The following is a 26,275-nucleotide window of genomic DNA, read 5'->3' as shown; positions in this document are numbered from 1 at the left end:
AATATGTTTAATAAGTTATACTAACTTATTCTTTGATATTGTTAATTATTACCTCCATTTTCTCCCTCAATGTTACAATGGGTTGGAGGAGTGGTGATATGTTAACAAAGGTACTATTAATTGAAGATGATCAATCAATTTTTGAACTGATTCAGGAACGATTTATAAACTGGCAAATGCAAATTATTGGCCCTCCTGATTTTCAAAAGGTGATTGATTATTTTATTGCAGAAAAACCACAGTTAGTAATTATTGATATACAATTACCTGCATTTGATGGATTTCACTGGTGTAGAGAAATTCGTACTCTTTCAAAGGTGCCTATTATATTTTTATCTTCACGTGATCACCCAATGGATATGGTAATGGCGATGCAGATGGGTGCTGATGACTTTGTACAGAAGCCCTTTCATATGGATGTTTTATTGGCGAAGGTACAAGCTATCTTAAGGCGTACCTATCACTATGCTGAAGATCAAACTGAATTAGTTCGTTGGAATGGTGCAACAGTAGATTATAGTAAGGGTAAGATACAATTAGGCGAGCAATCTTGTGAATTAACGAAGAATGAGCTTTTTATCTTAAGACTCCTTATACAGCAGGTAGATAAAGTGGTTTCAAGGGATGAATTGATGCGAAAGCTTTGGGATGATGAACGTTTTGTCAATGATAATACATTAACGGTTAATGTAAATCGTCTACGCTTAAAGCTTGAGGAGATTGGCTTACAGGATGCCATTTTGACGAAAAAGGGTCTGGGGTATATGGCGATTACATTATAGAGGTGGCAAATGATTTTTCTATTGTTCTTAAAAGAGCGTTGGGCTTGGATTTCATATATCCTCTTACTGCTTTTATTTATTAATATAGTATTCTTTTTAGATGCAGGGTTATCAGGGATATCCATTAGTTATTTTAATATAGTCACCCTAATGTTATCATTTAGCTTCTTTATATGGCGTTATATTAAGGAAACTCAAGGGTTGGCTCATTTCCTGGGAAATTTGTCGAATCCAACGGAGTTTTTATATTCTGAAAATACTTTCCTCTCGCCTTTTCAACGGAAATATTTTGATGAAGTTCTTAATGTTATTGAGCAAAAAGATACTCTACTAAATCAGTCGAGAGTGAAGGTTCAAGAAGATGCTGAATCTCAACTAGCCTGGGTACATGAAATGAAAACCCCTTTAACAGCTATGAAGCTGATGATTGAGCAGGTAAATGATGCGAAATTACGCTATAGAATTGAGAATGAATGGATGCGGACACATTTATTATTAGATCAGCAACTGCACCATACAAGATTAGCATCAATAGAGAAGGATAATCGGTTAGAGAGGGTTATATTAAAGTCAGTAATATTTAAGGAAATACGTGAATTTCAGACATGGTGTATGGAAAAGGGAATTGGTTTTCAGACAGCCGAGTTAGATAAGGAAGTTGTATCGGATAATAAGTGGCTAGCCTTTATAGTGCGTCAAATTTTATCTAATGCTATTAAATATAGTCATGAAAATAGCGAAATCGATATCTATACGGAGGTAGATGAATTAGGGCATTTACTACTCCATGTTAAAGATTGTGGAAGAGGTATCCGTGCAGAAGATCTGCCTCGAATTTTTCAAAAGTCGTACACGGGGACAATTGGAAGAGAATCTGTTCAGTCTACAGGTATGGGTCTATATTTAGCTAAGAATGCAGCAGTAAGTCTTGGTATTAAAATTTCAGTAGAGTCAAAGTTAAATGAAGGTTCAATTTTTACTTTAAAATTCCCACTACAAAATGAATATCACAGCAGTTTTGATAGATGACAAAATTGTCACCTATCATTTATTTTTGTCATGTAAATCGGAGGAAGTAAGAATCCATCAGATGTACAATGAACAGAGTAATGGAAAGGGGCGAAAAGGTTTGTCAGTTTTGGTGGGTAGAAAGATCAGAAAGATATATGGTAAAAAATCAACAGCACAAGAGGTACTAAAAGGTATTGATATAGAAGTTAGTAAAGGTGAATTTGTTGGAATTATGGGTCCATCAGGTTCAGGTAAAACCACACTATTAAATGTTTTGTGTTCAATCGATCATCCGACAGAGGGTGTTGTAGAGATCAATGGGCAAAGTCTAAGTGGAATGAAGGAAAAGGAATTAGCTAAGTTTCGCCGTGAACAGCTAGGATTTATCTTTCAAGACTATAATCTACTGGATACATTAACGGTAAAGGAGAATATTTTACTTCCTTTCTCTATTAGTAAACTGCCAAAAGCAGCTGCAGAAGCTCGCTTGAAGGAACTTGTCGGTTTACTAGGAATTGAAGAGATTCTAAATAAGTATCCAAACGAGGTTTCAGGGGGGCAAAAGCAAAGAACTTCAGCTGCACGTGCGTTGATAACAAACCCTGCATTAGTATTTGCTGATGAACCTACAGGAGCATTAGATTCAAAATCAGCAACAGCATTATTAAAGAATTTAGAAAAAATAAATCAACAAAAATCTACTACGATTATGATGGTAACACATGACTCAGTTGCTGCAAGCTTTTGTTCGCGAGTTTTATTCCTTAATGATGGTGCAATCTATACAGAAGTCTATAGAGGGGATAAAACTAGACAGCAATTCTTCCAGCAAATCATTAATACTCAAAGTGTACTAGGTGGTGACGGTTATGACGCTTAGTCGCCTAGTTTTTAGAAGTATGAGAAAGAACCTCAAGCAATACTACTTATACTTCTTTGCCCTTATTTTCAGTGTGACGCTTTGTTTTTCTTTTACCACACTACAATATAATCCGAGTGTTACAGAGGCACTAGAACGAAGTGGAACAGCGAATGCAGGGTTTAGTGCTGCAAGCTATATCTTATATGTAATTATTACATTGTTTGTGCTTTATGCGAGTCAGCTCTTTATGAAAAGAAGAAGTAAAGAAATTGGTCTATATCAGCTAATTGGAATGACAAAAGGATTAGTCGTTCGATTGATTGCACTAGAGAATGTCGTGCTGTTTTTGTTTGCCGTTTGTATTGGAATGGTTCTTGGCTTTTTCAGTTCGCGTCTATTTGCGATGATCCTAATGAAAATGTTAGATATTGATATGGTGATTCATTTAGTATTTTCACAGGAAGCATTCAAACAGTCAGTAATCATTTTTGCGATTCTATTAGTAGTGATTATTTTGCAGCTTGCATGGATGGTGCGTCGTGTATCGTTACTATCTCTGTTCAGTGCTACTAAGCAGGCCGATGAACGAATAAAGCGTTTTAGCGTTTTTCAGGCAGTAATGGGATTCTTAGGATTATTATTCATAGCCGTTGGATATTATCTATCAACAATCTTATTTGATATTAAATCAGGTTTCTTAAATAATCTATTTTTGAACATGATTTTAATACTGGTATCAACCATGCTTGGTACGTTTCTATTCTTCCGTTATTCAGTGTCGCTGATTATGAATGTAATTCGCTCTAATAAGAAGGGGCATTTGAAAGTAAGTGATGTGTTAGCTGTGACGCCTATTATGCACCGCATGAAAGGGAACTCAAAGTCACTGACGCTTATTACGCTGCTTACTGGCTTGGCAGTGGGAATTATGAGCTTGTCGTATATTTCGTTCTATTCCTCGGGAACGAATGCAAGGCAGGCTTCACCTTATGACTACATTCTATTAAATGATAAAGGCACGGAATTTATAAATCAGTTAGAGCAAGAAGAAATTGAATATGAACAGGACTCATATAACATATCAAGTGTAATGCTTAACATAGCCGACTTAGTTTCTGTGCAGTTAGAAGAGTTTACATTATTTGATGGGGAGACACAGACTACGGTTATTCCTTTAAGTAATTTACAACAAATCGAGCCGGATGTGCAGTTAGCGGAAGGAGAAGCTTATTTAACTAGTTACGTTAATGTACTAGCGGAGATTATGCCTCTTGAAGCTGATAAAGAGATTACGGTTAAAGCAGGGGAGATTGAGCTTCCATTATATATTAAAGAAATAAGAGAAGATTTTATGTTATCGGAGGAAGTAGCGTTAGGCAGTCCAATCTTAGTAGTAACCGATAGCGTGTTTGAAGAGATACAGTCTAATAATATAGAAGAAACACAGTTTACTTCTCAAATAGGAATCAACCTTATCGACGAACGGGATAAGGAACTAGCAGAGGAGCTTTATAAAAATCTATCCGATGAAAGAACAATAGCTATAGGGGAGAACGATACTTATAGCTTTACGTTGGAGTCCTATGAAGAGCTAAGAAAACGTAATATTACTGCGTTAGGTTTAACAATCTTTGTAACAGCCTTTTTAGGACTAGCATTTTTATTAACAACAGGTAGTATTCTATACTTTAAACAAATGGCAGAAGCAGAGGATGAGAGAGAATCCTACAAAATTCTCCGTAAGATTGGTTTCTCGACAAATGACATATTAAAGGGAATCTACGCAAAACAAGCCTTTAACTTTGGCGTGCCATTAGTAATCGGTCTATTGCATAGTTACTTTGCAGTTAAATCTGGCTGGTGGTTATTTGGAACAGAGCTTGTGGCTCCATTAGTTATCATAATGGGATTATATATTGTTATGTATGCTGTATTCGCAATCCTTTCTATACAATACTACAAGAAGGTTGTAAAAGAGTCATTATAGATAGAAGAAACTCGAATTAAGCATTACAAAAATATTTGAATAGTATAACAAATCGCTCCTGAATAAACTCAGGAGCGATTTTACATATTAAAGGAATCAGGACGCAAATTACCACTAATTATATATAAAGAAATGTTTGATATAGTATAGGATTTCTTATATACTAATAAAGGCTTTGAAACAATATGTAGAAAAGCGATGTATAAAAACACGACAATTGAAAAGAAATTAGCAAAAACACTTGCTTATTCTTTTTTTATTGTATATAATGTTGAATGTTGGTCTTTGACTGCGATGAAGCGGGAGGTTGCCGACACACACGGCCGCTTTGCCATGGCGAGTGTGTGGGAAATTTCCGTGGAGAATGTCTAGTAATTAGGCGAAAAAAAGGAGGGAAAATAATGGCAAAACAAAAGATTCGTATCCGTTTAAAAGCGTATGATCACCGTGTTTTAGATCAATCTGCTGAGAAAATTGTGGAAACTGCTAAACGTTCAGGTGCAAGTGTATCAGGTCCGATTCCGTTACCAACTGAAAAGTCTGTGTACACAATTCTTCGTGCGGTTCACAAGTACAAAGATTCTCGTGAACAATTCGAAATGCGTACGCATAAACGTTTAATCGATATCATTAACCCAACACCACAAACTGTTGATGCGTTAATGAAACTTGATTTACCATCTGGCGTTGATATCGAAATCAAACTTTAATGGTAAAAAAAATAGAACTTTTTAATAATCACAGGAGGTGTGACAAATGGCTAAAGGAATCTTAGGTAGAAAAGTTGGTATGACACAAGTTTTCGCTGAGAATGGTGATTTAATCCCTGTAACAGTTATCGAAGCTACTCCAAACGTAGTTCTTCAAAAGAAAACTGTTGAAACAGATGGTTATGAAGCAATTCAAGTTGGTTTCGAAGATAAGCGTATTAAGCTTTCAAACAAACCACAACAAGGTCACGTAGCAAAAGCGAATACTGCTCCTAAGCGCTTCATCCGTGAATTCCGCAATGTAAACGTGGAAGAATACGAAGTTGGTCAAGAAGTCAAAGTAGAAGTTTTCGCAGAAGGCGATGTAGTAGATGTAACAGGTATTACTAAAGGTAAAGGTTTCCAAGGTGTTATTAAACGTCACGGACAATCTCGTGGTCCTATGGCCCATGGTTCTCGTTACCACCGTCGTCCTGGTTCAATGGGGCCAGTTGCTCCGAACCGCGTATTTAAACAAAAGAAATTACCTGGTCAAATGGGTGGGAATGTAGTTACAATCCAAAACATCGAAATCGTAAAAGTAGATGCAGAGCGTAACTTACTACTTGTTAAAGGTAATGTTCCTGGTTCTCGTAAAGCATTAGTTACAGTGAAAACTGCTGTAAAATCTAAATAATTTCTCGAAGAAAGGAGGAAACAGGAATGACAAAAGTATCTGTACTTAGTCAAACAGGCGCTTCTGTAGGTGAAATCGAATTAAACGACTTAGTTTTCGGAATTGAGCCAAATGAAGCAGTATTATTCGACGCAGTAGTTGCTCAACGCGCTTCACTTCGTCAAGGTAACCATAAAGTTAAAAACCGTTCTGAAGTTGCTGGTGGTGGACGTAAACCATGGCGTCAAAAAGGAACTGGTCGCGCTCGACAAGGTTCTATCCGTTCGCCACAATGGCGTGGTGGTGGTGTTGTATTCGGTCCAACTCCACGTAGTTATAGCTACAAATTACCGAAAAAAGTTCGTCGCTTAGCTCTTAAATCAGCTTTATCAGCTAAAGTTGGAGAACAAAATTTCTTAGTTCTTGATGCATTGCAATTAGCAGCACCGAAAACGAAAGATTTCAAAACGATTTTAGGTAACCTAAACATCGAAAAGAAAGCTTTATTCGTTACAGCTGAACTAGATGAAAATGTAGCATTATCTGCTCGTAACATCCCAGGTGTAACTGTAGTAACAGCTTCTGGAATCAACGTTCTTGATCTTTTAGGTCACGAAAAAGTTGTATTCACAAAAGCTGCAGTAGAAAAAGTTGAGGAGGTGCTTGGATAATGGAAGCACGTGATATTCTAAAACGTCCGGTCATTACTGAGCGTTCTTCTGAGCTTATGGCTGAGAAAAAATATACTTTTGAAGTTGATGTTCGCGCTAATAAAACTCAAGTTAAAGATGCTGTACAAGAAATCTTTGGCGTAACAGTTGATAAAGTAAACATCATGAACTACAAAGGTAAATTTAAACGTGTTGGTAAATTCGGCGGATACACTAACAAACGTCGTAAAGCAATCGTTAAATTAACTGCTGATAGCAAAGAAATCGAAATTTTTGAAATTTAATTTCCAATAGGAAATAAAATCGAACATTCAAGAAGGAGGGAAAACACATGGCGATTAAAAAGTATAAACCAACCTCAAATGGTCGTCGTAATATGACGTCATCTGATTTTGCGGAAATCACAACTAATAAGCCTGAAAAGTCATTATTAGAGCCAATTAAACGCAAAGCTGGTCGTAATAACCAAGGTAAAATTACTGTTCGTCATCACGGTGGTGGTCATAAGAAGCAATACCGCGTAATCGACTTTAAACGTACTAAAGACGGAATTCCTGCACGCGTTGCTACTATTGAATATGATCCAAACCGCTCTGCGAATATCGCATTAATCAATTATGCTGACGGTGAAAAACGTTACATCTTAGCACCGAAAGGATTAGAAGTTGGTCAAACAATCATCTCTGGTCCTGATGTTGATATTAAAGTAGGTAACACATTACCATTAGCAAACATCCCAATGGGTACAACAATCCATAACATCGAGTTAAAACCTGGAAAAGGCGGACAATTAGTACGTTCTGCTGGTACTTCTGCGCAAGTACTTGGACGTGAAGATAAATATGTAATCGTTCGTTTACAATCTGGTGAGGTTCGCTTAGTACTTGCAACTTGTCGTGCAACAATCGGTCAAGTAGGTAACGAGCAACACGAACTTATCCACATTGGTAAAGCAGGTCGTTCTCGTTGGTTGGGTAAACGCCCAACTGTACGTGGATCTGTAATGAACCCTAATGATCACCCACACGGTGGTGGTGAAGGACGTTCACCAATCGGACGTAAATCTCCAATGACACCATGGGGTAAACCAGCCCTTGGTTTCAAAACTCGTAAGAAGAAAAACAAAACTAGTAAGTTCATCATTCGTTCTCGTAAAAAATAATGTGATTGTACTACGGTTCGTATGCAGAACCGTGGTGGAGTCACGGAGGGAGGTTCCTAAATGGGTCGCAGTTTGAAAAAAGGACCTTTTGTGGATGATCACTTGATGAAAAAAGTTGAAGCACAAGAAGGTTCAGAGAAAAAACAAGTTATTAAAACTTGGTCACGCCGTTCTACTATCTTCCCGAACTTCATCGGTTTAACAGTCGCTGTATATGATGGACGTAAGCATGTTCCTGTATACGTGACAGAAGACATGGTAGGTCATAAACTAGGCGAATTCGCACCAACACGTACTTACAAAGGTCACGGTGCAGATGACAAGAAAACAAGACGCTAATTTTGAGAGGAGGTAAATCCTAATGACACAAGCTAAAGCTATCGCTCGCACAGTTCGTATTGCTCCTCGTAAAGTACGTCTAGTAGTAGACTTAATCCGAGGAAAGCAAATTGGTGAAGCAGTTGCAATTTTACGTCATACTCCAAAAGCGGCGTCTCCAGTCGTTGAGAAAGTATTAAAATCTGCAGTTGCAAATGCTGAGCACAACTATGATTTAGATATTAACAACTTAGTTATTTCTGAAGTATTTGTTGACGAAGGTCCAACATTAAAACGTTTCCGTCCACGTGCGCAAGGACGTGCAAGCGCAATTAACAAACGCACAAGCCACATCACTTTAGTGGTATCTGAGAAGAAGGAGGGTTAATCCGTGGGTCAAAAAGTACATCCAATAGGACTACGAGTTGGTATTATTCGTGATTGGGAGTCAAGATGGTACGCTGAGAAAGACTATGCGACTTTATTACACGAAGATATCAAAGTTCGTAAATATATCGAATCTGCTTTAAAAGAAGCATCTGTTTCTAAAGTAGAAATCGAACGCGCTGCAAATCGCGTAAACATTACTATTCACACTGCGAAACCAGGTATGGTTATCGGTAAAGGTGGTACGGAAGTTGAAAACTTACGTAAATATCTTAACGATTTAACTGGTAAACGTGTACACATTAACATCGTAGAAATCAAAAGAGCTGATCTTGATGCTCGTTTAGTAGCAGAAAACATCGCTCGTCAACTTGAGAACCGCGTATCATTCCGCCGTGCTCAAAAACAAGCAATTCAACGCACAATCCGTTCTGGTGCAAAAGGAATTAAAACACAAGTATCTGGTCGTTTAGGTGGCGCTGATATCGCGCGTGCTGAACATTACAGTGAAGGAACTGTTCCACTTCATACTCTTCGTGCTGACATTGATTATGCTCACGCAGAAGCTGACACTACTTATGGTAAATTAGGTGTTAAAGTATGGATTTATCGTGGTGAAGTCCTTCCAACGAAGAAGAGCTCTGTGGAAGGAGGCAAATAATAATGTTATTACCAAAACGCGTAAAATATCGTCGTGAACACCGTGGTAACATGCGTGGTGAAGCGAAAGGCGGTAAAGAAGTATCTTTCGGCGAATGGGGCTTACAAGCAACAACAGCTAGCTGGATCACTAACCGTCAAATCGAATCTGCCCGTATTGCAATGACACGTTACATGAAACGTGGCGGTAAAGTTTGGATTAAAATTTTCCCACACAAGCCTTACACTAAAAAGCCTCTAGAGGTTCGAATGGGTTCCGGTAAAGGTTCTCCAGAAGGCTGGGTAGCAGTAGTAAAACCAGGAAAAGTAATGTTTGAAGTTGCTGGTGTATCTGAAGAGATCGCACGTGAAGCACTTCGTTTAGCATCACACAAACTTCCTGTTAAATGTAAGATTGTTAAACGTCAAGAAACTGGTGGTGAATCTAATGAAAGCTAATGAAATCCGTGACCTTGCCACTTCTGAAATTGAATTAAAAGTGAAATCACTGAAAGAAGAGCTTTTCAACCTTCGCTTCCAATTGGCGACTGGTCAATTAGAAAACACAGCTCGCATCCGCGAAGTTCGTAAAGCGATTGCGCGCATGAAAACTGTGATTCGTGAAAGAGAAATCAGTGCAAATAACTGATAAAGGAGGTTCTTTAGTATGACTGAGCGTAATCAACGCAAAGTTTACACGGGCCGTGTAGTTTCAGATAAAATGGACAAAACAGTTACTGTTCTTGTTGAAACTTATAAGAAACACAAATTATATGGTAAACGTGTAAAGTACTCTAAAAAATTTAAAGCTCATGATGAGTTGAACGAAGCGAAAATCGGTGATATCGTACGTATCATGGAAACTCGTCCGTTATCAGCTACAAAACGCTTCCGTCTAGTGGAAGTCGTAGAAAAAGCTGTTATTATTTAATAACATATTCGGAAAACACATGAATTCCGAAGGGAGGTAACCTAAGTGATCCAACAAGAAAGTCGTATGAAAGTTGCTGACAACTCAGGTGCACGCGAAGTTTTAACAATTAAAGTACTTGGTGGTTCTGGCCGTAAAACTGCTAACATCGGTGATATCGTTGTTGTAACAGTTAAGAAAGCAACACCAGGGGGCGTTGTCAAGAAGGGTGACGTTGTTAAGGCTGTTGTCGTTCGCACAAAATCTGGTGTACGCCGTAAAGATGGTACTTATATTAAATTTGACGAAAATGCTTGCGTAATCATCAAAGACGATAAGTCACCACGCGGAACTCGTATTTTCGGACCTGTTGCACGTGAATTACGTGATAGCAACTTCATGAAAATCGTTTCATTAGCTCCAGAAGTTCTTTAATTTCATGATAGTACCAATCAAGGAGGTGCGACACTAATGCATGTAAAAAAGGGCGACAAAGTAAAAGTTATCTCTGGTAAAGATAAAGGTAAAGAAGGCGTAGTTTTAGCTGCTTTCCCAAAACAAGAACGCGTTCTTGTAGAAGGTATTAACATCGTTAAAAAACACGTTAAACCTAACCAGTTAAACCCACAAGGTGGTATTGTGAGCCAAGAAGCAGCAATCCACGTATCGAACGTAATGCTAATCGATCCGAAATCTGGCGAGCCGACTCGTGTAGGTTACAAAATCGAAGATGGCAAAAAAGTTCGTGTTGCAAAAAAATCAGGTGCAGTAATCGACTAAAACGAAATTTGAGAAGGGAGGTACGAACATGAGCCGCCTAAAAGAAAAATATTTAAACGAAGTTTCTCCTGCTCTAATGAGCAAGTTCGAATATAAATCAGTAATGCAAGTGCCTAAAGTAGACAAAATCGTTATTAACATGGGTGTTGGTGACGCTGTACAAAACTCTAAAGCACTAGATGCTGCTGTTGAAGAATTAACAATTATCACTGGGCAAAAACCAGTTGTAACAAAAGCGAAAAAATCTATTGCTGGTTTCCGTCTACGTGAAGGTCAAGCAATTGGTGCGAAAGTTACATTACGTGGTGAACGTATGTATGAATTCTTGGACAAATTAATCGCTATCTCACTACCACGTGTACGCGACTTCCGCGGTGTTTCTAAAAAATCATTTGATGGTCGTGGAAACTACACATTAGGTGTTAAAGAACAATTAATTTTCCCAGAGATCGATTACGATAAAGTTTCGAAAGTACGCGGTATGGACATCGTGATCGTAACAACTGCGAATTCTGATGAAGAAGCTCGCGAGTTATTGACACAATTCGGTATGCCGTTCCAAAAGTAATAAAATAAGGAGGGCGAAAACGTGGCTAAAAAATCAATGATCGTTAAACAACAACGTAAGCAAAAGTTTAAAGTTCAAGAATATACACGTTGTGAACGCTGTGGTCGTCCACATTCTGTATATCGTAAATTTAAACTTTGCCGTATTTGTTTCCGTGAACTTGCATATAAGGGACAAATTCCTGGCGTTAAAAAAGCTAGCTGGTAATCCCCTAAATTGGGAAGGAGGTAAAATTTATGACAATGACAGATCCGATCGCAGATATGCTAACACGCATTCGTAATGCTAACATGGTTCGTCACGAGAAGTTAGAAGTACCAGCTTCAAACTTAAAGAAAGAAATCGCTGAAATCTTAAAGCGTGAAGGTTTCGTTCGTGATGTAGAATATGTTGAAGATAATAAGCAAGGTATCATCCGTATCTTCTTAAAATATGGAAAAGAAAACGAGCGTGTTATCACTGGCTTAAAACGTATTTCAAAACCTGGCTTACGTGTATATGCTAAAACTGACGAAGTACCTCGTGTACTTAACGGTTTAGGTATCGCTTTAGTATCAACTTCTCAAGGTTTATTAACTGATAAAGAAGCACGTGCTAAAAAAGTTGGCGGAGAAATCTTAGCTTACATTTGGTAATAAGCAATAAAAGAATGGAGGTGCAACTAAATGTCTCGTGTAGGTAAAAAACCAATCGAGGTTCCAGCTAACGTGACTGTAACTATCGCTGACGATAACACAGTTACTGTTAAAGGACCTAAAGGCGATTTAACTCGTCAATTCAACCAAGATATGAAAATTGAGTTAGAAGGTAACATCATCAACGTTGTTCGCCCTTCTGAGTCAAAACAACACCGTACTATTCATGGTACAACTCGTGCGCTATTAGCAAACATGGTTACTGGTGTTTCTGAAGGATTTTCTCGTTCACTAGAACTTATCGGTGTAGGTTACCGTGCGCAATTACAAGGTAAGAAACTTGTACTTAACGTAGGTTACTCTCATCCAGTAGAGTTCACACCTGAAGAAGGTCTAGAAATCGAAGTTCCTTCAAATACTAAGGTAATTGTTAAAGGTATTAGCAAAGAACGTGTTGGTGCATTAGCATCTAACATTCGTGATGTTCGCCCACCAGAGCCTTACAAAGGTAAAGGTATTCGTTATGAAGGCGAATTTGTACGTCGTAAAGAAGGTAAAACAGGTAAATAATGCTTTTCGCATTAGAAAGGAGTGACCTCTGTGATTACGAAACAAGATAAAAATCAAGTTCGTAAAAAACGTCATGTGCGTGTTCGTACAAAGATCTCAGGTACTGCTGAGCGTCCACGTTTAAACGTATTCCGTTCAAACAAGAACATCTATGCACAACTTATTGACGATGTTGCTGGTGTGACACTTGTAAGTGCATCTTCTCAAGAAAATAGTTTTGAGGGTGCAGGTAACAATGTAGAAGCTGCAGCAAAAATCGGTGAAACAATCGCTAAACGCGCTGCGGAAAAAAATATTACTGCTGTTGTATTTGACCGCGGTGGTTACTTATATCATGGACGTGTAAAAGCTTTAGCTGAAGCTGCACGTGAAAACGGCTTAGAATTTTAATAAGAAGGAGGGACATACTTCATGAGTCGCATTGACGCAAACAAACTTGAACTTGAAGAACGCGTAGTTACTATTAACCGCGTTGCTAAAGTTGTTAAAGGTGGTCGTCGCTTCCGCTTTACAGCACTAGTTGTTGTAGGTGACAAAAACGGTCATGTAGGTTTCGGTACTGGTAAAGCTCAAGAGGTTCCAGACGCGATCCGTAAAGCTGTTGAAGACGCGAAGAAAAACTTAATCGAAGTGCCACGTGTTGGTGGAACAACTCCACATGATGTTGTTGGTCGCTTCGGAGCAGGTCAAATTTTAATCAAACCTGCAGCTCCAGGTACTGGAGTTATCGCTGGTGGTCCTGTACGTGCCGTACTTGAACTTGCTGGTATTACTGATATTCTTTCAAAATCTCTAGGTTCAAACACACCAATCAACATGGTACGTGCTACTGTTGCTGGTCTAAGTGAACTAAAACGCGCAGAGGACGTTGCAAAACTACGCGGTAAATCAGTGGAAGAACTATTAGGATAAGGGGGGGAATTATAATGACAAACAAATTAGAAATTACCCTTACTAAATCTTTAATTGGTACTAAGCCTCAACAACGTAAAATCGTTGAAGCATTAGGTTTACGTAAAATGAACCAAACTGTAGAACAAGCTGACAACGCAGCTATTCGCGGTATGTTAGATAAAGTAGCTCACTTAGTTACTGTAAAAGGAAATTAATTTTCAATCATTGAACAAGGAGGTGCCACCCATATGAAACTTCATGAGTTAAAACCAGCAGAAGGATCACGTAAAGAGCGTAACCGTGTTGGTCGTGGTATCGGTTCTGGTAACGGTAAAACTGCAGGTAGAGGTCATAAAGGTCAAAACGCTCGTTCTGGCGGCGGCGTTCGTCCTGGATTCGAGGGGGGTCAAAACCCACTATTCCGTCGTTTACCAAAACGCGGCTTTACGAACATCAACCGTAAAGAATTCGCAATCGTTAACCTTGATGCATTAAACCGTTTCGAAGATGGTGCAGAAGTAACACCTGCATTATTACTAGAAACTGGTATTGTGAGTAATGAAAAAGCTGGGATTAAGATTCTAGGTAATGGAACTCTTAACAAAAAGCTTACAGTAAAAGCTCACAAGTTCTCAGCTTCAGCTAAAGAAGCAATCGAGAACGCTGGCGGAACAACTGAGGTGATTTAATGTTTCAGACGATCTCTAACTTTATGCGCGTTCGAGATATACGAAATAAAATCATCTTTACATTATTAATGTTGATTGTTTTCCGTATTGGAACATTCATTCCAGTACCTAACGTCGACTCTCAAGTATTAAAGGTAGCCGATGAGTTTAACTTAATTGGTTTCCTTAATACTTTCGGCGGTGGTGCATTGTCTAACTTCTCAATCTTTGCATTGGGAATTATGCCTTACATTACTGCTTCTATTATTGTTCAGCTATTGCAAATGGATGTTGTTCCAAAGTTTGCGGAATGGGCAAAACAAGGTGATGTTGGTCGACGCAAGTTGGCTCAATTCACTCGTTACTTAACTGTAATTTTAGCCTTCATTCAAGCTTTCGCAATGTCATTTGGGTTCAATCAAATGTACGGTGGTTCCTTAATTACTGATACAAGTGTGTTGTCCTACATAACGATTGCGATCGTGTTAACTGCTGGTACTTCATTCCTACTATGGCTAGGTGAACAAATCACATCACATGGAGTTGGAAATGGTATTTCAATCATTATCTTTGCAGGGATTGTTGCTGCAATACCAACAACAGTGAACCAAATCTATGCACAACAAATCGAGGATGCTGGAGATCAGCTATTCATCCGAATTGCTATCTTAGTAATACTTGTTTTGATTATGCTAGCAGTTGTAGTTGGAGTAATTTACGTACAACAAGCTTTACGTAAAATTCCAATTCAATATGCAAAACGAGTTGCAGGTCGTACGCCACAAGCTGGTGGACAACAAACACATTTACCGTTAAAAGTAAATGCTGCAGGGGTTATTCCGGTAATCTTTGCCATTGCGTTTATTGTTACACCTCAAACTTTAGCTACGTTCTTCGGTCAAAATTCAGTGACTTCCTTCATTACAACTACGTTTGACTATACTAAACCTGTTGGAATGATTATCTATATTGCATTGATTGTTGCGTTCACGTACTTCTATGCATTTATACAAGTGAATCCTGAAAACTTGTCCGACAACTTGAAAAAACAAGGTGCGTATATTCCTGGGATTCGTCCTGGTAACGATACGCAAAGTTACTTAACAAAAGTACTATACCGTTTAACATTTGTGGGTGCACTATTCTTAGTTGCTATTTCAGTACTACCAATCCTATTTATTAATTTCATGAATCTACCTGCTTCGGCGCAAATTGGTGGTACTAGTGTAATTATCGTAGTTGGTGTTGCTTTAGAAACAATGAAACAATTAGAAGCTCAACTTGTAAAACGTCACTATAAAGGCTTTATGAAATAAAATGCAGGTTTTAGGAAACGTTCAAGTTTCCTAAGCCAGCAAGCTTTAGGGGGAATGAAACGTATGAATATCGTTTTAATGGGTCTACCTGGTGCTGGTAAAGGTACACAGGCAGATAAAATTATTGAGAAGTACGAAATCCCTCATATTTCTACAGGCGACATGTTCCGTGCTGCTATTGGTGCGGGAACAGAATTAGGTTTAGAAGCTAAATCGTTTATGGATCAAGGTGCTCTTGTACCTGATGAAGTAACGATTGGCATCGTTCGTGAACGACTAGCACAAAAAGATTGTGAAAAAGGTTTCTTATTAGACGGGTTCCCACGTACAGTTCCACAAGCTGAGGCTTTAGATAGCATCCTAGATGAACTTGGGAAAAAAATTGATCATACAATCAATATCCAAGTTGAAAAAGATGAACTAGTAGCACGTCTTAGCGGTCGTCGTATTTGTAAAACTTGTGGTACATCTTATCATGTCATTTTTAACCCTCCTAAAGTGGAAGGTAAATGTGACAAAGATGGCGGCGAATTATACACTCGTGCGGACGATAATCCTGATACGGTAGCAAACCGTCTGGAAGTAAATATGAATCAAGCACAACCTTTACTTGATTTCTATGAATCTAAAGGTGTTTTAACAAATATCGATGGACAGCAAGATATCGAAAAAGTGTTTGCTGATCTTGACGCTCTATTACTACAGGGCAGCCGCAGCTGATACCCGGCATTAGACGAGAGTCAATTGCTTTTCGCGGGAGAATTTGCGGGTGCAACAAAATAAACTTTATTGAGAGTTGCAAAAGCATATTGTGCCCGGTATACACGAGACACAAATGTGATAGAATCTATTTTGTGGTAAGTGTTATGGGTTTCGTGGAAGCATCTTTGTAACGGGTATGAATCTCTCATCCAAGACATTCCGGGATATCGAGTAAAGAATGTATACATTCTTAATCGGAAGTAGTCATTCCCAGGATTGTGTGAAGCGAAACCAGACGAGCGTCTTTCGAACATCTCTCATACAATCCAAGCATATGTTGGTGAAGTTGCTTCTATTGAATAAAAACAGTTGCATAGATTCTCTTTATCGTGTATGTTAGAGAATCGATAACGCATATAGAAGGGAGACAGGGTTGATGGCGAAAGACGATGTAATTGAAGTCGAAGGAACAGTTGTTGAGACTTTGCCAAACGCGATGTTTAAGGTAGAATTAGAAAATGGGCACACGGTGCTTGCACACGTTTCTGGAAAGATTCGAATGCACTTTATCCGTATTTTACCTGGAGATAAGGTTACTATAGAGTTATCTCCATACGATTTAACTCGCGGTCGTATCACATACCGTTTTAAATAATCTTTTGCACTCCGGACTATTAAGGAGGTTGGGTTAGATGAAAGTGAGACCATCTGTGAAACCGATCTGCGAAAAATGTAAAGTAATTCGCCGACGCGGTAAAGTAATGGTAATCTGTGAAAATCCTAAACACAAACAAAAACAAGGATAATTATAAGGAGGTGCACAACGTACATGGCACGTATTGCTGGAGTTGACATTCCTCGCGACAAACGCGTGGTAATTTCATTAACTTACATTTACGGAATTGGTAAAACTACTTCTCAAAAAGTATTAGCTGCTGCTGGCGTTAACGCTGAGACTCGCGTACGCGATCTTACTGAAGATGAGTTAAACAAAATCCGTGAACAATTAGATACTTTAAAAGTGGAAGGTGACTTACGTCGCGAAATTTCACTTAACATTAAACGTCTGATGGAAATCGGTTGTAACCGTGGTATCCGTCACCGTCGTGGTTTACCTGTTCGTGGTCAAAATACGAAAAACAATGCGCGTACGCGTAAAGGTCCTCGTAAAACTGTAGCGAACAAGAAAAAATAATAAGTAAAGGGGGTTCCTTCTTAACATGGCTCGTAAACAACAAACTCGTAAACGTCGTGTGAAAAAGAATATCGAATCAGGTATTGCACACATCCGTTCTACATTTAACAATACAATCGTAACGATTACAGATATGCAAGGTAACGCAGTATCTTGGTCTAGTGCTGGTGCGCTTGGATTCAGAGGTTCACGTAAATCTACTCCTTATGCTGCTCAAATGGCTGCTGAAGCTGCTGCAAAATCGTCCGTTGAACATGGTCTAAAGACGTTGGAAGTAACTGTTAAAGGTCCTGGTGCTGGTCGTGAAGCTGCAATTCGTGCACTTCAAGCTGCTGGTTTAGAAGTAACTGCAATTAAAGATGTTACTCCAGTACCACATAACGGTTGCCGTCCGCCAAAACGTCGTCGTGTATAATGGGAGCATCTCAAAGTAATCTTTGAGTTCATCATTGCTTGTACAAAACAAAAATCTTGTGCAAATCTTATAAAGTCAATAGTTTTTGACTATTATGATGTTATGAACCTATACATTCGATGTTTTAAAGGAGGGTAAATTGAATGATCGAAATTGAAAAACCAAAGATTGAAACTGTTGAGATCAGCGAAGATTCCAAATATGGCAAGTTTGTTGTAGAACCGCTTGAACGCGGGTACGGAAACACTTTGGGTAATTCTTTACGTCGTATCCTTCTGTCTTCATTACCAGGAGCTGCTGTTACATCTATTCAAATTGACGGTGTGTTACACGAATTCTCAACTGTAGAAGGCGTAGTAGAAGACGTTGCTTCAATTATTTTGAATATCAAAAAACTTGCACTTAAAATCTACTCTGACGAAGAAAAAGTTATTGAGATTGATGTGAAAGGTGATGGAACTGTTACAGCTGCTGATATCACACATGACAGTGACGTTGAAATATTAAATCCAGATTTGTATATTGCAACAATCGCTAAAAATGGTCATTTACGTATGCGTATGTATGCTCGTCGTGGCCGTGGATATACTCCTGCTGATCAAAACAAACGTGAGGATCTTCCTATCGGCGTGATCCCGATCGACTCTATTTACACTCCAGTTTCACGCGTTAATTTCCAAGTGGAGAATACACGTGTTGGACAGAACTCTGATTTCGACAAGTTATCACTTGATGTGTGGACAGATGGTAGCATCGGTTCAAAAGAGGCGATATCGCTCGGAGCGAAAATTTTAACAGAGCATCTTAATATCTTTGTAGGCTTAACGAATGAAGCACAAACTGCTGAAATCATGGTCGAAAAAGAAGAGGATCAAAAAGAAAAAGTTTTAGAGATGACGATTGAGGAATTAGATCTTTCAGTTCGTTCTTACAACTGCTTAAAACGCGCTGGTATCAATACGGTATTAGAACTTGCGAATAAATCAGAAGACGACATGATGAAAGTACGTAATCTTGGTCGTAAGTCACTAGAAGAAGTAAAAGCTAAATTAGAAGAGCTTGGTTTAGGATTACGTAAAGAAGACTAGTCAAGTGACTTTATTTATAGCAGTCTAGATTAAAGGAGGGAACATCCATGGGTTACAGAAAACTTGGTCGTACAAGTTCTCAACGTAAAGCGTTATTACGTGATTTAGCTACTGACTTAATCATCAACGAACGCATCGAAACTACTGAAGCACGTGCGAAAGAATTACGTTCTGTAGTTGATAAAATGATTACTTTAGGTAAACGTGGAGATTTACATGCTCGTCGTCAAGCGGCTGCATTTATCCGTCGTGAATTAGTAACAACTACTGATGCTGAAGGTAACGAAACAACTTCATTTGCACTTCAAAAGTTATTTAATGATGTTGCACCACGTTACGCAGAGCGTCAAGGTGGTTACACTCGTATCCTTAAAGTAGGACCTCGCCGTGGTGACGGTGCACCTGTAGTAGTTATCGAATTAGTTTAATATTTGATTTCTTATTTATACAGGTAGGAGGGTGTCCGGTTCACCGGTTGAACCCGGACCCCTCTATTTTTATTAAATGATTTATACGACAATAAAATGGCTTGAGCGTTATAATGAGCGGATCACTTGTTGATGGCGTCTCGTCTAGCTCTCCGCACCTCATTCAAAAGAGCCCGGAATTGAGCAGCCGTGTTCTTGTTAAAAATGTAGAAATAAAGCGCATTTCTCTGAATGAGGTGCGCGCTTTTTTATTTCCTTAAAAAAGCTTATGCATTTGTTTTAAGCTTTATAAATTACATATACAAAAATAAAGTACGTTTCAATCTGGCTGTTTTTTTGCTGATATGTAAACGTACCTTATTTTTATATATGACACTATACGAAATGGTAGCATTGGCGTGTAAAACAGTGTAATTTAGTTAGTAGAGATAGAGAGGAGCTAGAATAAGTGACCGAGATTTTATCGTTTAATAATGTAAATTTTTCATATACACCCGATAACCCGGAGCTTCGCAATGCGGTTCAGGATGTTTCGTTTTCTATTAATGAAGGCGAATGGATTGCGATAGTCGGACATAACGGTTCTGGGAAATCAACGATGGTCAAGCTAGTATGCGGATTACTCTTTCCACAAGATGGAGAAGTTCGTGTAATGAGAAATGTTTTAACAGAAGAGAATTTATGGGAAGTCCGTTCGAATATCGGTATGGTCTTCCAAAATCCGGATAACCAATTTGTTGGAGCTACCGTACAAGATGATGTAGCATTTGCTTTAGAAAATAGTGGAGTACCCTATACAGAAATGGTAGATCGTGTTCACTCGTCACTGGCACAGGTGAAAATGGACAAGTTTTTAAACCATGAGCCTCACCATTTGTCAGGTGGGCAAAAACAGCGTGTGGCCATTGCAGGAGCACTTGCTATGCGACCGAAGCTTCTAATTCTAGATGAAGCTACATCCATGCTTGATCCTCAAGGGCGTGACGAGGTTTTAAAAACAGTTCGCGCACTACGTGAAGAAATCGGTTTAACAGTTCTTTCGATTACGCACGATGTAGAAGAAGCACTGTTTGCTGATCGTGTATTATTTATGAATAACGGTCAAAAGTATGCTGAAGGTACACCTTCTGAAATCTTCTCACTAGGAGATAAGCTGGTCGAATTCGGTTTAGAGCTGCCATTTGCTATGCGAATGACAAAGCTTTTTAAAGATAATGGTGTTTTATTAGAAGGGCAACATATGTCAGAAGAAGAGTTGGTGAATGATCTATGGACATCAAACTTCAACAAGTAAGCTACGCATATTCGAAGGGGACACCCTTTGAAAAATATGCTTTATTTAATGTTGATTTAACAATTCCTCATGGAACCTATCAGGCAATAATAGGACATACTGGTTCTGGGAAATCTACCATCCTTCAGCACTTTAACGGTCTTTTAAAGCCATCAGAAGGACAAGTACATATTGGTGAACGTGTTATAGTAGCTGGAAAAAAAGCGAAAGAGCTAAAGCCAGTTCGTCAAAAAGTAGGGATTGTTTTTCAGTTTCCGGAGCATCAATTATTTGAAGAGACTGTACTTAAAGACATTATGTTCGGACCCATGAACTTTGGTGTATCTGAACAAGTAGCTGAAGCACGTGCACGGGAGCTTATCAAGCTAGTAGGCCTACCAGAGGATATTTTAAACAAGTCGCCCTTTGACTTGTCTGGAGGGCAAATGCGTCGTGTAGCGATAGCTGGCGTGCTTGCAATGGATCCAGAGGTAATCGTATTGGATGAGCCAACAGCGGGACTTGATCCTAGAGGTCAAAAAGAGATTATGGACATGTTCTATAATCTTCATAAGGAACGTGGCTTAACGACGATTCTTGTAACCCATAGTATGGAGGATGCTGCACGCTACGCAGATCAAATTGCCATTATGCATGAAGGACGTTGTGTACTAAATGGAACACCACATGAAATCTTCTCAGATTCAGATACACTAGAGAAATATCGTTTAGAGCTACCTCATATTGTTCGATTCCAAAGAAAAATCGAGCAGTTAATGAAGAAGCCATTAAGTAAAATATGTTTAACAGAAGAAGAGCTAGCGGCTGAAGTAGCACATGCCTTAAGAGAGGGGCGTGACGCTAAATGATGGAGAAAATGATTTTTGGACGTTATATTCCAGGTGAATCTTTTGTACATCGACTAGACCCACGTTCAAAGCTGATTTTTGTATTTGCTTTTATATTGGTAGTTTTTTTAGCTAATAATATTGTTACCTATGCATTACTATTAGCATTTACATTGCTAGTTATTCTAATGTCTCGCATTCGTTTATACTTTTTGATTAACGGATTAAAGCCGATAATTATTCTATTAGTATTTACGTTCTTTATTCATATTTTATTTACTAGAGAAGGGGATATACTCCTTGATCTAGGCTTTTTAAAGGTTTATGAGGAAGGGCTAAGGCAAGGGATCTTTATATCTGTCCGCTTCCTTGTTCTTGTCTTTATGACATCTATTTTGACTTTAACAACTTCACCTATTTCCATTACAGATGGGATTGAAGTATTGTTAAATCCTTTAAAGAAAATTAAGCTGCCTGTACATGAATTAGCTTTAATGATGTCCATCGCCCTTCGCTTTATTCCAACATTGATGGATGAAACAGATAAAATCATGAAAGCACAAATGGCGCGTGGTTCCGATTTAAGTGCAGGGCCATTAAAAGAACGTATAAAGGCAGTTGTGCCACTTTTAGTACCGTTATTCGTCAGTGCCTTTAAACGCGCTGAGGACTTAGCAACGGCCATGGAGGTTCGCGGTTATCGTGGTGGAGAAGGCCGTACACGCTACCGTCAGCTGAAATGGGATTGGCGTGATACATTATGTTTAGTTGTATTTGTTATCATGACGGCATTATTAGTATTTTATCGTAATTAGCAGTAGTTATCCCCGAGGTGAAGTATTTGAGACGTTTAAAAGCAACGATTAGTTATGATGGTACCCTTTTTGCAGGGTATCAGGTACAACCAGGCGAGCGTACTGTTCAGCTTGAGATTGAAAATGTATTAACCAAAATGCATAAAAGCGAAAAAGTGAAAATTATAGCAAGTGGTCGCACAGATGCGCGTGTTCATGCTACTGGACAGGTGATTCATTTTGATACCTCACTGTCAATTCCACTGGATCGTTATGAAAAAGCACTAAACGTCCAATTACCTCGTGATATTCGAGTGTTATCAGTAGAGGAAGTTGAAGCTGATTTCCATGCAAGGTACAGCGTTTCCGGGAAAAGGTATCGATACATCTGGAATTGTGAGGCACAGCAAAGCCCTTTTCGTCGAAATTATACAATAGAGACAAATGGCGTAAAGCCTGATATTGAAAAGATGCAGGCTGCTGCACAATATATTGTTGGTACGCATGATTTTTCTTGCTTCTGTGCGGCGAATACCAGTGTAGTGGATAAAGTTCGTACAGTTCAATCTTTAAACTTCTCTTGGCAGGGAGAAGAGCTTCATATGGTGATAGAAGGGAACGGCTTTCTTTACAATATGGTACGCATCATTGCAGGTACCCTGTGGGAGGTTGGCATTGGGAAGCGAGATGCACAAGAACTAGAGGGTATTATTGCTTCAATGGAGCGCGGAAAAGCAGGTAAAACAGCACCTGCACATGGTCTTTATCTGGAAAAAGTTTTTTATTAAAAAGCATTTTAGCTTCCCCAAAATATGGTGGTATACGTACTTTCATACTTGTGCTAAAATAAATAAGCAACACTACCAGGTGTGTTGCTTTTTTTCTTGACTTATGTGTAAATATATTATAAGATGACATATGGTATTTTCATTACCACCACAAATAAGCCCCGAAACTTATAAGTGTATAATAATGAAAAATAACGGTAATCGAATCGATTAGGAGGACATATAAATGCGTACAACATTCATGGCTAAAGGTCACGAAGTAGATCGTAAATGGTTAGTAGTTGACGCAGAAGGCCAAACGCTTGGACGTTTAGCTTCTGAAGTAGCTGCTATCTTACGCGGTAAACATAAACCAACATTCACACCAAACGTAGACACAGGTGACTTTGTTATCGTTATCAACGCTGACAAAATTCATTTAACAGGTAACAAATTAGAAGGTAAAATCTATTACCGTCACACTCAATTCGCAGGTGGTTTAAAACAACGTACAGCTGGCGAAATGAAAGAAAAATACCCAACACAAATGATCGAATTAGCAGTTAAAGGGATGCTTCCTAAAAACTCTTTAGGTCGTAAAATGTTCACTAAACTTAACGTTTACACTGGAACAGAACATCCACATGCAGCACAAAAACCGGAAAGCTATACGCTTCGCGGATAATTATTAAGAGGAGGATACACCCTTGGCACAAGTTCAATATATCGGCACAGGTCGCCGTAAAAGCTCAGTAGCTCGCGTACGTTTAGTACCAGGCGAAGGTAAAATTGTTATCAACAACCGTAGCATCGAAGAGTACTTACCATTCGAAACTTTACACTTAATCATCAACCAACCATTAGAAGCAACTCAAACTAAAGGTAGCTATGATGTATTTGTAAACGTAAACGGTGGTGGATTCACAGGTCAAGCTGGAGCAATCCGTCACGGTATCGCTCGTGCGTTACTAACAGTTGACCCAGATTTCCGTCCAGCACTTAAATCTGCAGGTTTACTAACACGTGACCCACGTATGAAAGAACGTAAAAAATACGGTCTTAAAGGTGCTCGTCGTGCGCCTCAGTTCTCAAAACGTTAATAATCTTGAGTTTCAAGGCTCTCAACCATTCTTGGTTGGGGGTCTTTTTTTGCGTGAAAAATAGATAGAAATTAGATTTGCAGCAAAAAAACGAGAAGCTCTATAAAATAGACTTCTCGCTTTAAATATTTATATGGATATTTTATTCTGGAATATACGGTAATTCCTTCATAGCAGGGATATTGATGACATGGGTTTCTGTATATGATTTAATTCCATCTAAACCATATTCACGACCTACACCGGATTGTTTAACACCACCAAATGGGAAGTGAACATCTAATCCTTGTACGGCAGCCGTGTTAATCATTGTTGTACCAGCTTCAATGCGGCGTGCCACTTTAATCGCGTGTTCCTCTTCGCCCCATACTGAGCTTGTTAAACCATAGATGCTTTCGTTGTGTAGATTGATGACTTCTTCTTCGCTATCGTATGGAAGAATTGGAACAGTTGGACCGAATTGTTCTTCTACAACAACGCGATCATGAACATCTGCACCTAAAACAAGTGTTGGTTGTAGGAAGTATCCATTATCCATTAATTCAGGATTTAGAATTGTACCTAAAGGAATGATTTTAGCTCCTTTATTTTTGGCATCCTCCACTAAGCTTTTCACGTAATCTACCTGGTTTTTATTATTTACTGGCCCAACTGTTACTTCTGGGTGGAATGGGTCTCCAACTCTAATCCATTTATTTGCTGCTTCAATGTATTTTTCAACAAACGCATCGTAAATTGAACGGTGAACATAGACGCGTTTCGCAATCATACAAATCTGACCGGCTGATAGGAAGTTAGAGATAACCATGCGTCGTAAAGCACGTTCGTCATTGACATCAAAGTCTTCCAGAACGATAGCTGCATCATTACCGCCAAGCTCCAATGTCATATTTTTAATAGTATCAGATGCTGCTTTCATGATATGTTTTGCTGTATTTGTACCACCTGTAAAGGCAATTTTTGCAATTTTAGGATTCGATGTAAGCTCGATACCAACCTCTGCATCACCGTTTACAAGATTTAATACGCCAGCAGGGAATTCATCTGCTATGATTTCCGTAACAAGGCTTACTGCTAAAGGAGCAAACGGGCTTGGTTTAAGCACCATTGTATTTCCTGTTAATAAAGCAGGTGCAATCTTAATTGTAGATAGAGAAATCGGATAGTTCCAAGGTGTGATGGCTGATACTACTCCGATAGGATCCTGTGCAATAATTGTACGACCGTTTTCGTGTTTTCTTTCTTCAGGTGTAGTTATCTTTTTCACATTTTTAACGGCAAATTCCATCCACATTACTGAAATGGCAATTTCCCCTTGTGCATCATAAAGCGCTTTACCATGCTCGCGAGCTAATAACTCCGAAATTTCTGGCATTTGGTCTTTAATTTTTTGAATCGCACGGTTCATTCTTTCGATACGATCGTCAACATTGCTCCATGCCCAAGTTTTGAAGGCTTCATGGGCTGCATCAATTGCTTGGATAGTTTCTTCTCTTGTATTGTTTGGAGCGTAACCAACAATCTGCTCAGGATGTGTTGGATTTTCACGCGCAATTTTTTTATCTGTTTGTATTTTTTCACCATTAATAATGGCGCTAACTATAATTGGTTCTTTAGACATACAAAACCCTCCTATATTAATAAACTTCGCTTACAACTAAGATAATAATTCTATTAAAATATAGTTTCAAGAAACTTGCTCACACTGTAAAAAAAAGTTTAATAGATAGAGCTTATACTTATTTCTATTTTATAGCAAAAAGTTACAAGTAGAGTTTTTTCAAAATATCTACTCGGGCTTTATATTTACCTTATATAACCCAAAATTTTTCAAGAAAACATAGATTTCTCATTTATTTCATGTAATATAGTAAATAGTTAAATGTTTTGCAGGGGGACACGATTAGTGTTGAGAAGGTAAAACCTGACCCTTAGAACCTGATCCGTTAATACGGGCGTAGGGAGCAACGTACAAATGATTTGTGTGCTTGTATGCTCTCCTTTTTTCAAGGGGGGCTTTTCTTTTGCAAAATTATTTTAATTGCGGGGGGACACGATTAGTGTTGAGAAGGTTAAAACCTGACCCTTAGAACCTGACAGTTAACACTGACGTAGGGAGCAATAATGGGTGTAGTCTACC

At 38.7% G+C, this 26,275-nt stretch carries 40 protein-coding genes and 2 riboswitches; of the genes, 39 read left to right on the top strand and 1 reads right to left on the bottom strand.

Annotated elements, in window-relative coordinates:
• The first annotated feature begins 98 nt into the window (after positions 1-98).
• The 39 genes from LG296_RS18745 to rpsI all read left to right on the top strand — a co-directional run bounded on the left by LG296_RS18745 (position 99) and on the right by rpsI (position 24,135).
• Positions 99-782, top strand: a complete 684-nt coding sequence (locus tag LG296_RS18745; RefSeq protein ID WP_251398850.1) for a response regulator transcription factor — start codon at positions 99-101, stop codon at positions 780-782.
• Positions 783-791: 9 nt separating this feature from the next.
• Entirely contained in the window at positions 792-1,811 is a 1,020-nt protein-coding gene (locus LG296_RS18740) for a sensor histidine kinase (RefSeq protein WP_251398854.1), read from the top strand.
• 100 nt (positions 1,812-1,911) lie between these two features.
• Positions 1,912-2,673 (top strand): ABC transporter ATP-binding protein, encoded by a 762-nt coding sequence (locus tag LG296_RS18735; RefSeq protein WP_251398879.1) that lies wholly within the window; start codon positions 1,912-1,914, stop codon positions 2,671-2,673.
• Positions 2,663-4,642 (top strand): FtsX-like permease family protein, encoded by a 1,980-nt coding sequence (locus LG296_RS18730; RefSeq protein ID WP_404427246.1) that lies wholly within the window; start codon positions 2,663-2,665, stop codon positions 4,640-4,642. Before LG296_RS18735 ends, LG296_RS18730 begins: the two co-directional genes overlap by 11 nt.
• A gap of 401 nt (positions 4,643-5,043) precedes the next feature.
• Positions 5,044-5,352, top strand: a complete 309-nt coding sequence (rpsJ, locus tag LG296_RS18725) for a 30S ribosomal protein S10 (protein WP_036172433.1) — start codon at positions 5,044-5,046, stop codon at positions 5,350-5,352.
• Positions 5,353-5,398: 46 nt separating this feature from the next.
• Positions 5,399-6,028: a 50S ribosomal protein L3 gene (gene rplC / locus LG296_RS18720; protein ID WP_251398858.1), complete on the top strand. Its 630-nt coding sequence runs from the start codon at positions 5,399-5,401 to the stop codon at positions 6,026-6,028.
• Positions 6,029-6,054: 26 nt separating this feature from the next.
• Complete coding sequence (gene rplD, locus LG296_RS18715; RefSeq protein ID WP_107932299.1) at positions 6,055-6,678, top strand: 50S ribosomal protein L4; 624 nt, start codon at positions 6,055-6,057, stop codon at positions 6,676-6,678.
• Positions 6,678-6,962: a 50S ribosomal protein L23 gene (gene rplW / locus LG296_RS18710; protein ID WP_107932302.1), complete on the top strand. Its 285-nt coding sequence runs from the start codon at positions 6,678-6,680 to the stop codon at positions 6,960-6,962. The genes rplD and rplW overlap by 1 nt, the downstream gene beginning before the upstream one ends.
• A 47-nt stretch (positions 6,963-7,009) precedes the next feature.
• Positions 7,010-7,840, top strand: coding sequence for a 50S ribosomal protein L2 (rplB, locus tag LG296_RS18705; protein ID WP_107932304.1), 831 nt, complete (start codon positions 7,010-7,012; stop codon positions 7,838-7,840).
• Between the two features lie 60 nt (positions 7,841-7,900).
• Positions 7,901-8,179: a 30S ribosomal protein S19 gene (rpsS, locus tag LG296_RS18700; protein WP_107932306.1), complete on the top strand. Its 279-nt coding sequence runs from the start codon at positions 7,901-7,903 to the stop codon at positions 8,177-8,179.
• Between the two features lie 22 nt (positions 8,180-8,201).
• A complete protein-coding gene (rplV, locus tag LG296_RS18695; RefSeq protein WP_107932308.1) occupies positions 8,202-8,546 on the top strand; it encodes a 50S ribosomal protein L22 in 345 nt (114 codons plus the stop codon).
• A 3-nt stretch (positions 8,547-8,549) separates the two neighbouring features.
• Positions 8,550-9,206, top strand: a complete 657-nt coding sequence (gene rpsC, locus LG296_RS18690) for a 30S ribosomal protein S3 (RefSeq protein WP_107932310.1) — start codon at positions 8,550-8,552, stop codon at positions 9,204-9,206.
• A 2-nt stretch (positions 9,207-9,208) separates the two neighbouring features.
• Positions 9,209-9,643, top strand: a complete 435-nt coding sequence (gene rplP, locus LG296_RS18685) for a 50S ribosomal protein L16 (protein ID WP_107932312.1) — start codon at positions 9,209-9,211, stop codon at positions 9,641-9,643.
• On the top strand, positions 9,633-9,833 hold the full coding sequence (gene rpmC, locus LG296_RS18680; RefSeq protein ID WP_004233646.1) for a 50S ribosomal protein L29: 201 nt from the start codon (positions 9,633-9,635) through the stop codon (positions 9,831-9,833). Before rplP ends, rpmC begins: the two co-directional genes overlap by 11 nt.
• An 18-nt stretch (positions 9,834-9,851) precedes the next feature.
• Complete coding sequence (gene rpsQ / locus LG296_RS18675; RefSeq protein WP_036200740.1) at positions 9,852-10,115, top strand: 30S ribosomal protein S17; 264 nt, start codon at positions 9,852-9,854, stop codon at positions 10,113-10,115.
• Between the two features lie 45 nt (positions 10,116-10,160).
• The gene (gene rplN, locus LG296_RS18670; protein WP_036200739.1) at positions 10,161-10,529 is read left to right on the top strand and encodes a 50S ribosomal protein L14; all 369 of its coding nucleotides are present in this window, start codon (positions 10,161-10,163) and stop codon (positions 10,527-10,529) included.
• Positions 10,530-10,565: 36 nt separating this feature from the next.
• The gene (gene rplX / locus LG296_RS18665) at positions 10,566-10,874 is read left to right on the top strand and encodes a 50S ribosomal protein L24 (protein ID WP_107932314.1); all 309 of its coding nucleotides are present in this window, start codon (positions 10,566-10,568) and stop codon (positions 10,872-10,874) included.
• 28 nt (positions 10,875-10,902) lie between these two features.
• A complete protein-coding gene (rplE, locus tag LG296_RS18660; protein WP_107932316.1) occupies positions 10,903-11,442 on the top strand; it encodes a 50S ribosomal protein L5 in 540 nt (179 codons plus the stop codon).
• Between the two features lie 21 nt (positions 11,443-11,463).
• The gene (locus tag LG296_RS18655) at positions 11,464-11,649 is read left to right on the top strand and encodes a type Z 30S ribosomal protein S14 (RefSeq protein ID WP_004233656.1); all 186 of its coding nucleotides are present in this window, start codon (positions 11,464-11,466) and stop codon (positions 11,647-11,649) included.
• Between the two features lie 29 nt (positions 11,650-11,678).
• Positions 11,679-12,077 (top strand): 30S ribosomal protein S8, encoded by a 399-nt coding sequence (gene rpsH / locus LG296_RS18650; RefSeq protein WP_107932318.1) that lies wholly within the window; start codon positions 11,679-11,681, stop codon positions 12,075-12,077.
• Between the two features lie 30 nt (positions 12,078-12,107).
• Positions 12,108-12,647, top strand: a complete 540-nt coding sequence (rplF, locus tag LG296_RS18645; protein ID WP_107932320.1) for a 50S ribosomal protein L6 — start codon at positions 12,108-12,110, stop codon at positions 12,645-12,647.
• 30 nt (positions 12,648-12,677) lie between these two features.
• Complete coding sequence (gene rplR, locus LG296_RS18640; RefSeq protein ID WP_107932322.1) at positions 12,678-13,037, top strand: 50S ribosomal protein L18; 360 nt, start codon at positions 12,678-12,680, stop codon at positions 13,035-13,037.
• Between the two features lie 21 nt (positions 13,038-13,058).
• Complete coding sequence (gene rpsE, locus LG296_RS18635) at positions 13,059-13,559, top strand: 30S ribosomal protein S5 (protein WP_107932324.1); 501 nt, start codon at positions 13,059-13,061, stop codon at positions 13,557-13,559.
• A 14-nt stretch (positions 13,560-13,573) separates the two neighbouring features.
• A complete protein-coding gene (gene rpmD, locus LG296_RS18630; RefSeq protein WP_107932326.1) occupies positions 13,574-13,756 on the top strand; it encodes a 50S ribosomal protein L30 in 183 nt (60 codons plus the stop codon).
• A 33-nt stretch (positions 13,757-13,789) separates the two neighbouring features.
• Positions 13,790-14,230, top strand: a complete 441-nt coding sequence (gene rplO, locus LG296_RS18625) for a 50S ribosomal protein L15 (protein ID WP_107932327.1) — start codon at positions 13,790-13,792, stop codon at positions 14,228-14,230.
• Complete coding sequence (secY, locus tag LG296_RS18620; RefSeq protein ID WP_107932329.1) at positions 14,230-15,525, top strand: preprotein translocase subunit SecY; 1,296 nt, start codon at positions 14,230-14,232, stop codon at positions 15,523-15,525. Before rplO ends, secY begins: the two co-directional genes overlap by 1 nt.
• Positions 15,526-15,588: 63 nt before the next feature.
• Positions 15,589-16,245 carry an adenylate kinase gene (locus LG296_RS18615; protein ID WP_107932331.1) on the top strand — a complete coding sequence of 219 codons (657 nt, stop codon included), beginning with the start codon at positions 15,589-15,591 and terminating at the stop codon, positions 16,243-16,245.
• 418 nt (positions 16,246-16,663) lie between these two features.
• On the top strand, positions 16,664-16,882 hold the full coding sequence (infA, locus tag LG296_RS18610; RefSeq protein ID WP_016839390.1) for a translation initiation factor IF-1: 219 nt from the start codon (positions 16,664-16,666) through the stop codon (positions 16,880-16,882).
• A gap of 37 nt (positions 16,883-16,919) precedes the next feature.
• A complete protein-coding gene (rpmJ, locus tag LG296_RS18605) occupies positions 16,920-17,033 on the top strand; it encodes a 50S ribosomal protein L36 (RefSeq protein WP_000868344.1) in 114 nt (37 codons plus the stop codon).
• A 23-nt stretch (positions 17,034-17,056) separates the two neighbouring features.
• Entirely contained in the window at positions 17,057-17,422 is a 366-nt protein-coding gene (rpsM, locus tag LG296_RS18600) for a 30S ribosomal protein S13 (RefSeq protein ID WP_107932333.1), read from the top strand.
• Positions 17,423-17,447: 25 nt separating this feature from the next.
• The gene (gene rpsK / locus LG296_RS18595; RefSeq protein ID WP_107932335.1) at positions 17,448-17,837 is read left to right on the top strand and encodes a 30S ribosomal protein S11; all 390 of its coding nucleotides are present in this window, start codon (positions 17,448-17,450) and stop codon (positions 17,835-17,837) included.
• 143 nt (positions 17,838-17,980) lie between these two features.
• Positions 17,981-18,925, top strand: coding sequence for a DNA-directed RNA polymerase subunit alpha (locus LG296_RS18590; RefSeq protein WP_107932337.1), 945 nt, complete (start codon positions 17,981-17,983; stop codon positions 18,923-18,925).
• 47 nt (positions 18,926-18,972) lie between these two features.
• The gene (rplQ, locus tag LG296_RS18585; protein WP_107932339.1) at positions 18,973-19,353 is read left to right on the top strand and encodes a 50S ribosomal protein L17; all 381 of its coding nucleotides are present in this window, start codon (positions 18,973-18,975) and stop codon (positions 19,351-19,353) included.
• Positions 19,354-19,801: 448 nt separating this feature from the next.
• Positions 19,802-20,647, top strand: coding sequence for an energy-coupling factor ABC transporter ATP-binding protein (locus LG296_RS18580; protein ID WP_251398860.1), 846 nt, complete (start codon positions 19,802-19,804; stop codon positions 20,645-20,647).
• Positions 20,623-21,495, top strand: a complete 873-nt coding sequence (locus LG296_RS18575; protein ID WP_107932343.1) for an energy-coupling factor ABC transporter ATP-binding protein — start codon at positions 20,623-20,625, stop codon at positions 21,493-21,495. Before LG296_RS18580 ends, LG296_RS18575 begins: the two co-directional genes overlap by 25 nt.
• Complete coding sequence (locus LG296_RS18570; protein WP_107932345.1) at positions 21,492-22,289, top strand: energy-coupling factor transporter transmembrane protein EcfT; 798 nt, start codon at positions 21,492-21,494, stop codon at positions 22,287-22,289. The genes LG296_RS18575 and LG296_RS18570 overlap by 4 nt, the downstream gene beginning before the upstream one ends.
• 26 nt (positions 22,290-22,315) lie before the next feature.
• The gene (gene truA / locus LG296_RS18565) at positions 22,316-23,056 is read left to right on the top strand and encodes a tRNA pseudouridine(38-40) synthase TruA (RefSeq protein WP_251398862.1); all 741 of its coding nucleotides are present in this window, start codon (positions 22,316-22,318) and stop codon (positions 23,054-23,056) included.
• A 226-nt stretch (positions 23,057-23,282) separates the two neighbouring features.
• Positions 23,283-23,720 carry a 50S ribosomal protein L13 gene (gene rplM, locus LG296_RS18560; protein ID WP_107932349.1) on the top strand — a complete coding sequence of 146 codons (438 nt, stop codon included), beginning with the start codon at positions 23,283-23,285 and terminating at the stop codon, positions 23,718-23,720.
• 22 nt (positions 23,721-23,742) lie between these two features.
• The gene (rpsI, locus tag LG296_RS18555) at positions 23,743-24,135 is read left to right on the top strand and encodes a 30S ribosomal protein S9 (protein WP_107932351.1); all 393 of its coding nucleotides are present in this window, start codon (positions 23,743-23,745) and stop codon (positions 24,133-24,135) included.
• 142 nt (positions 24,136-24,277) lie between these two features.
• Here rpsI and LG296_RS18550 read toward each other — a convergent pair whose 3' ends face one another.
• The gene (locus tag LG296_RS18550) at positions 24,278-25,756 is read right to left on the bottom strand and encodes an aldehyde dehydrogenase family protein (protein WP_107932353.1); all 1,479 of its coding nucleotides are present in this window, start codon (positions 25,754-25,756) and stop codon (positions 24,278-24,280) included.
• A gap of 260 nt (positions 25,757-26,016) precedes the next feature.
• Positions 26,017-26,116, top strand: a riboswitch (TPP riboswitch).
• A gap of 54 nt (positions 26,117-26,170) precedes the next feature.
• Positions 26,171-26,270: riboswitch (TPP riboswitch) on the top strand.
• The last annotated feature ends 5 nt before the right edge of the window (positions 26,271-26,275 follow it).

This window comes from Ureibacillus chungkukjangi, from assembly GCF_044795995.1.
Classification (GTDB): Bacteria; Bacillota; Bacilli; order Bacillales_A; family Planococcaceae; genus Ureibacillus; species Ureibacillus chungkukjangi.
This window is presented reverse-complemented; position numbering and strand designations above follow the sequence as displayed.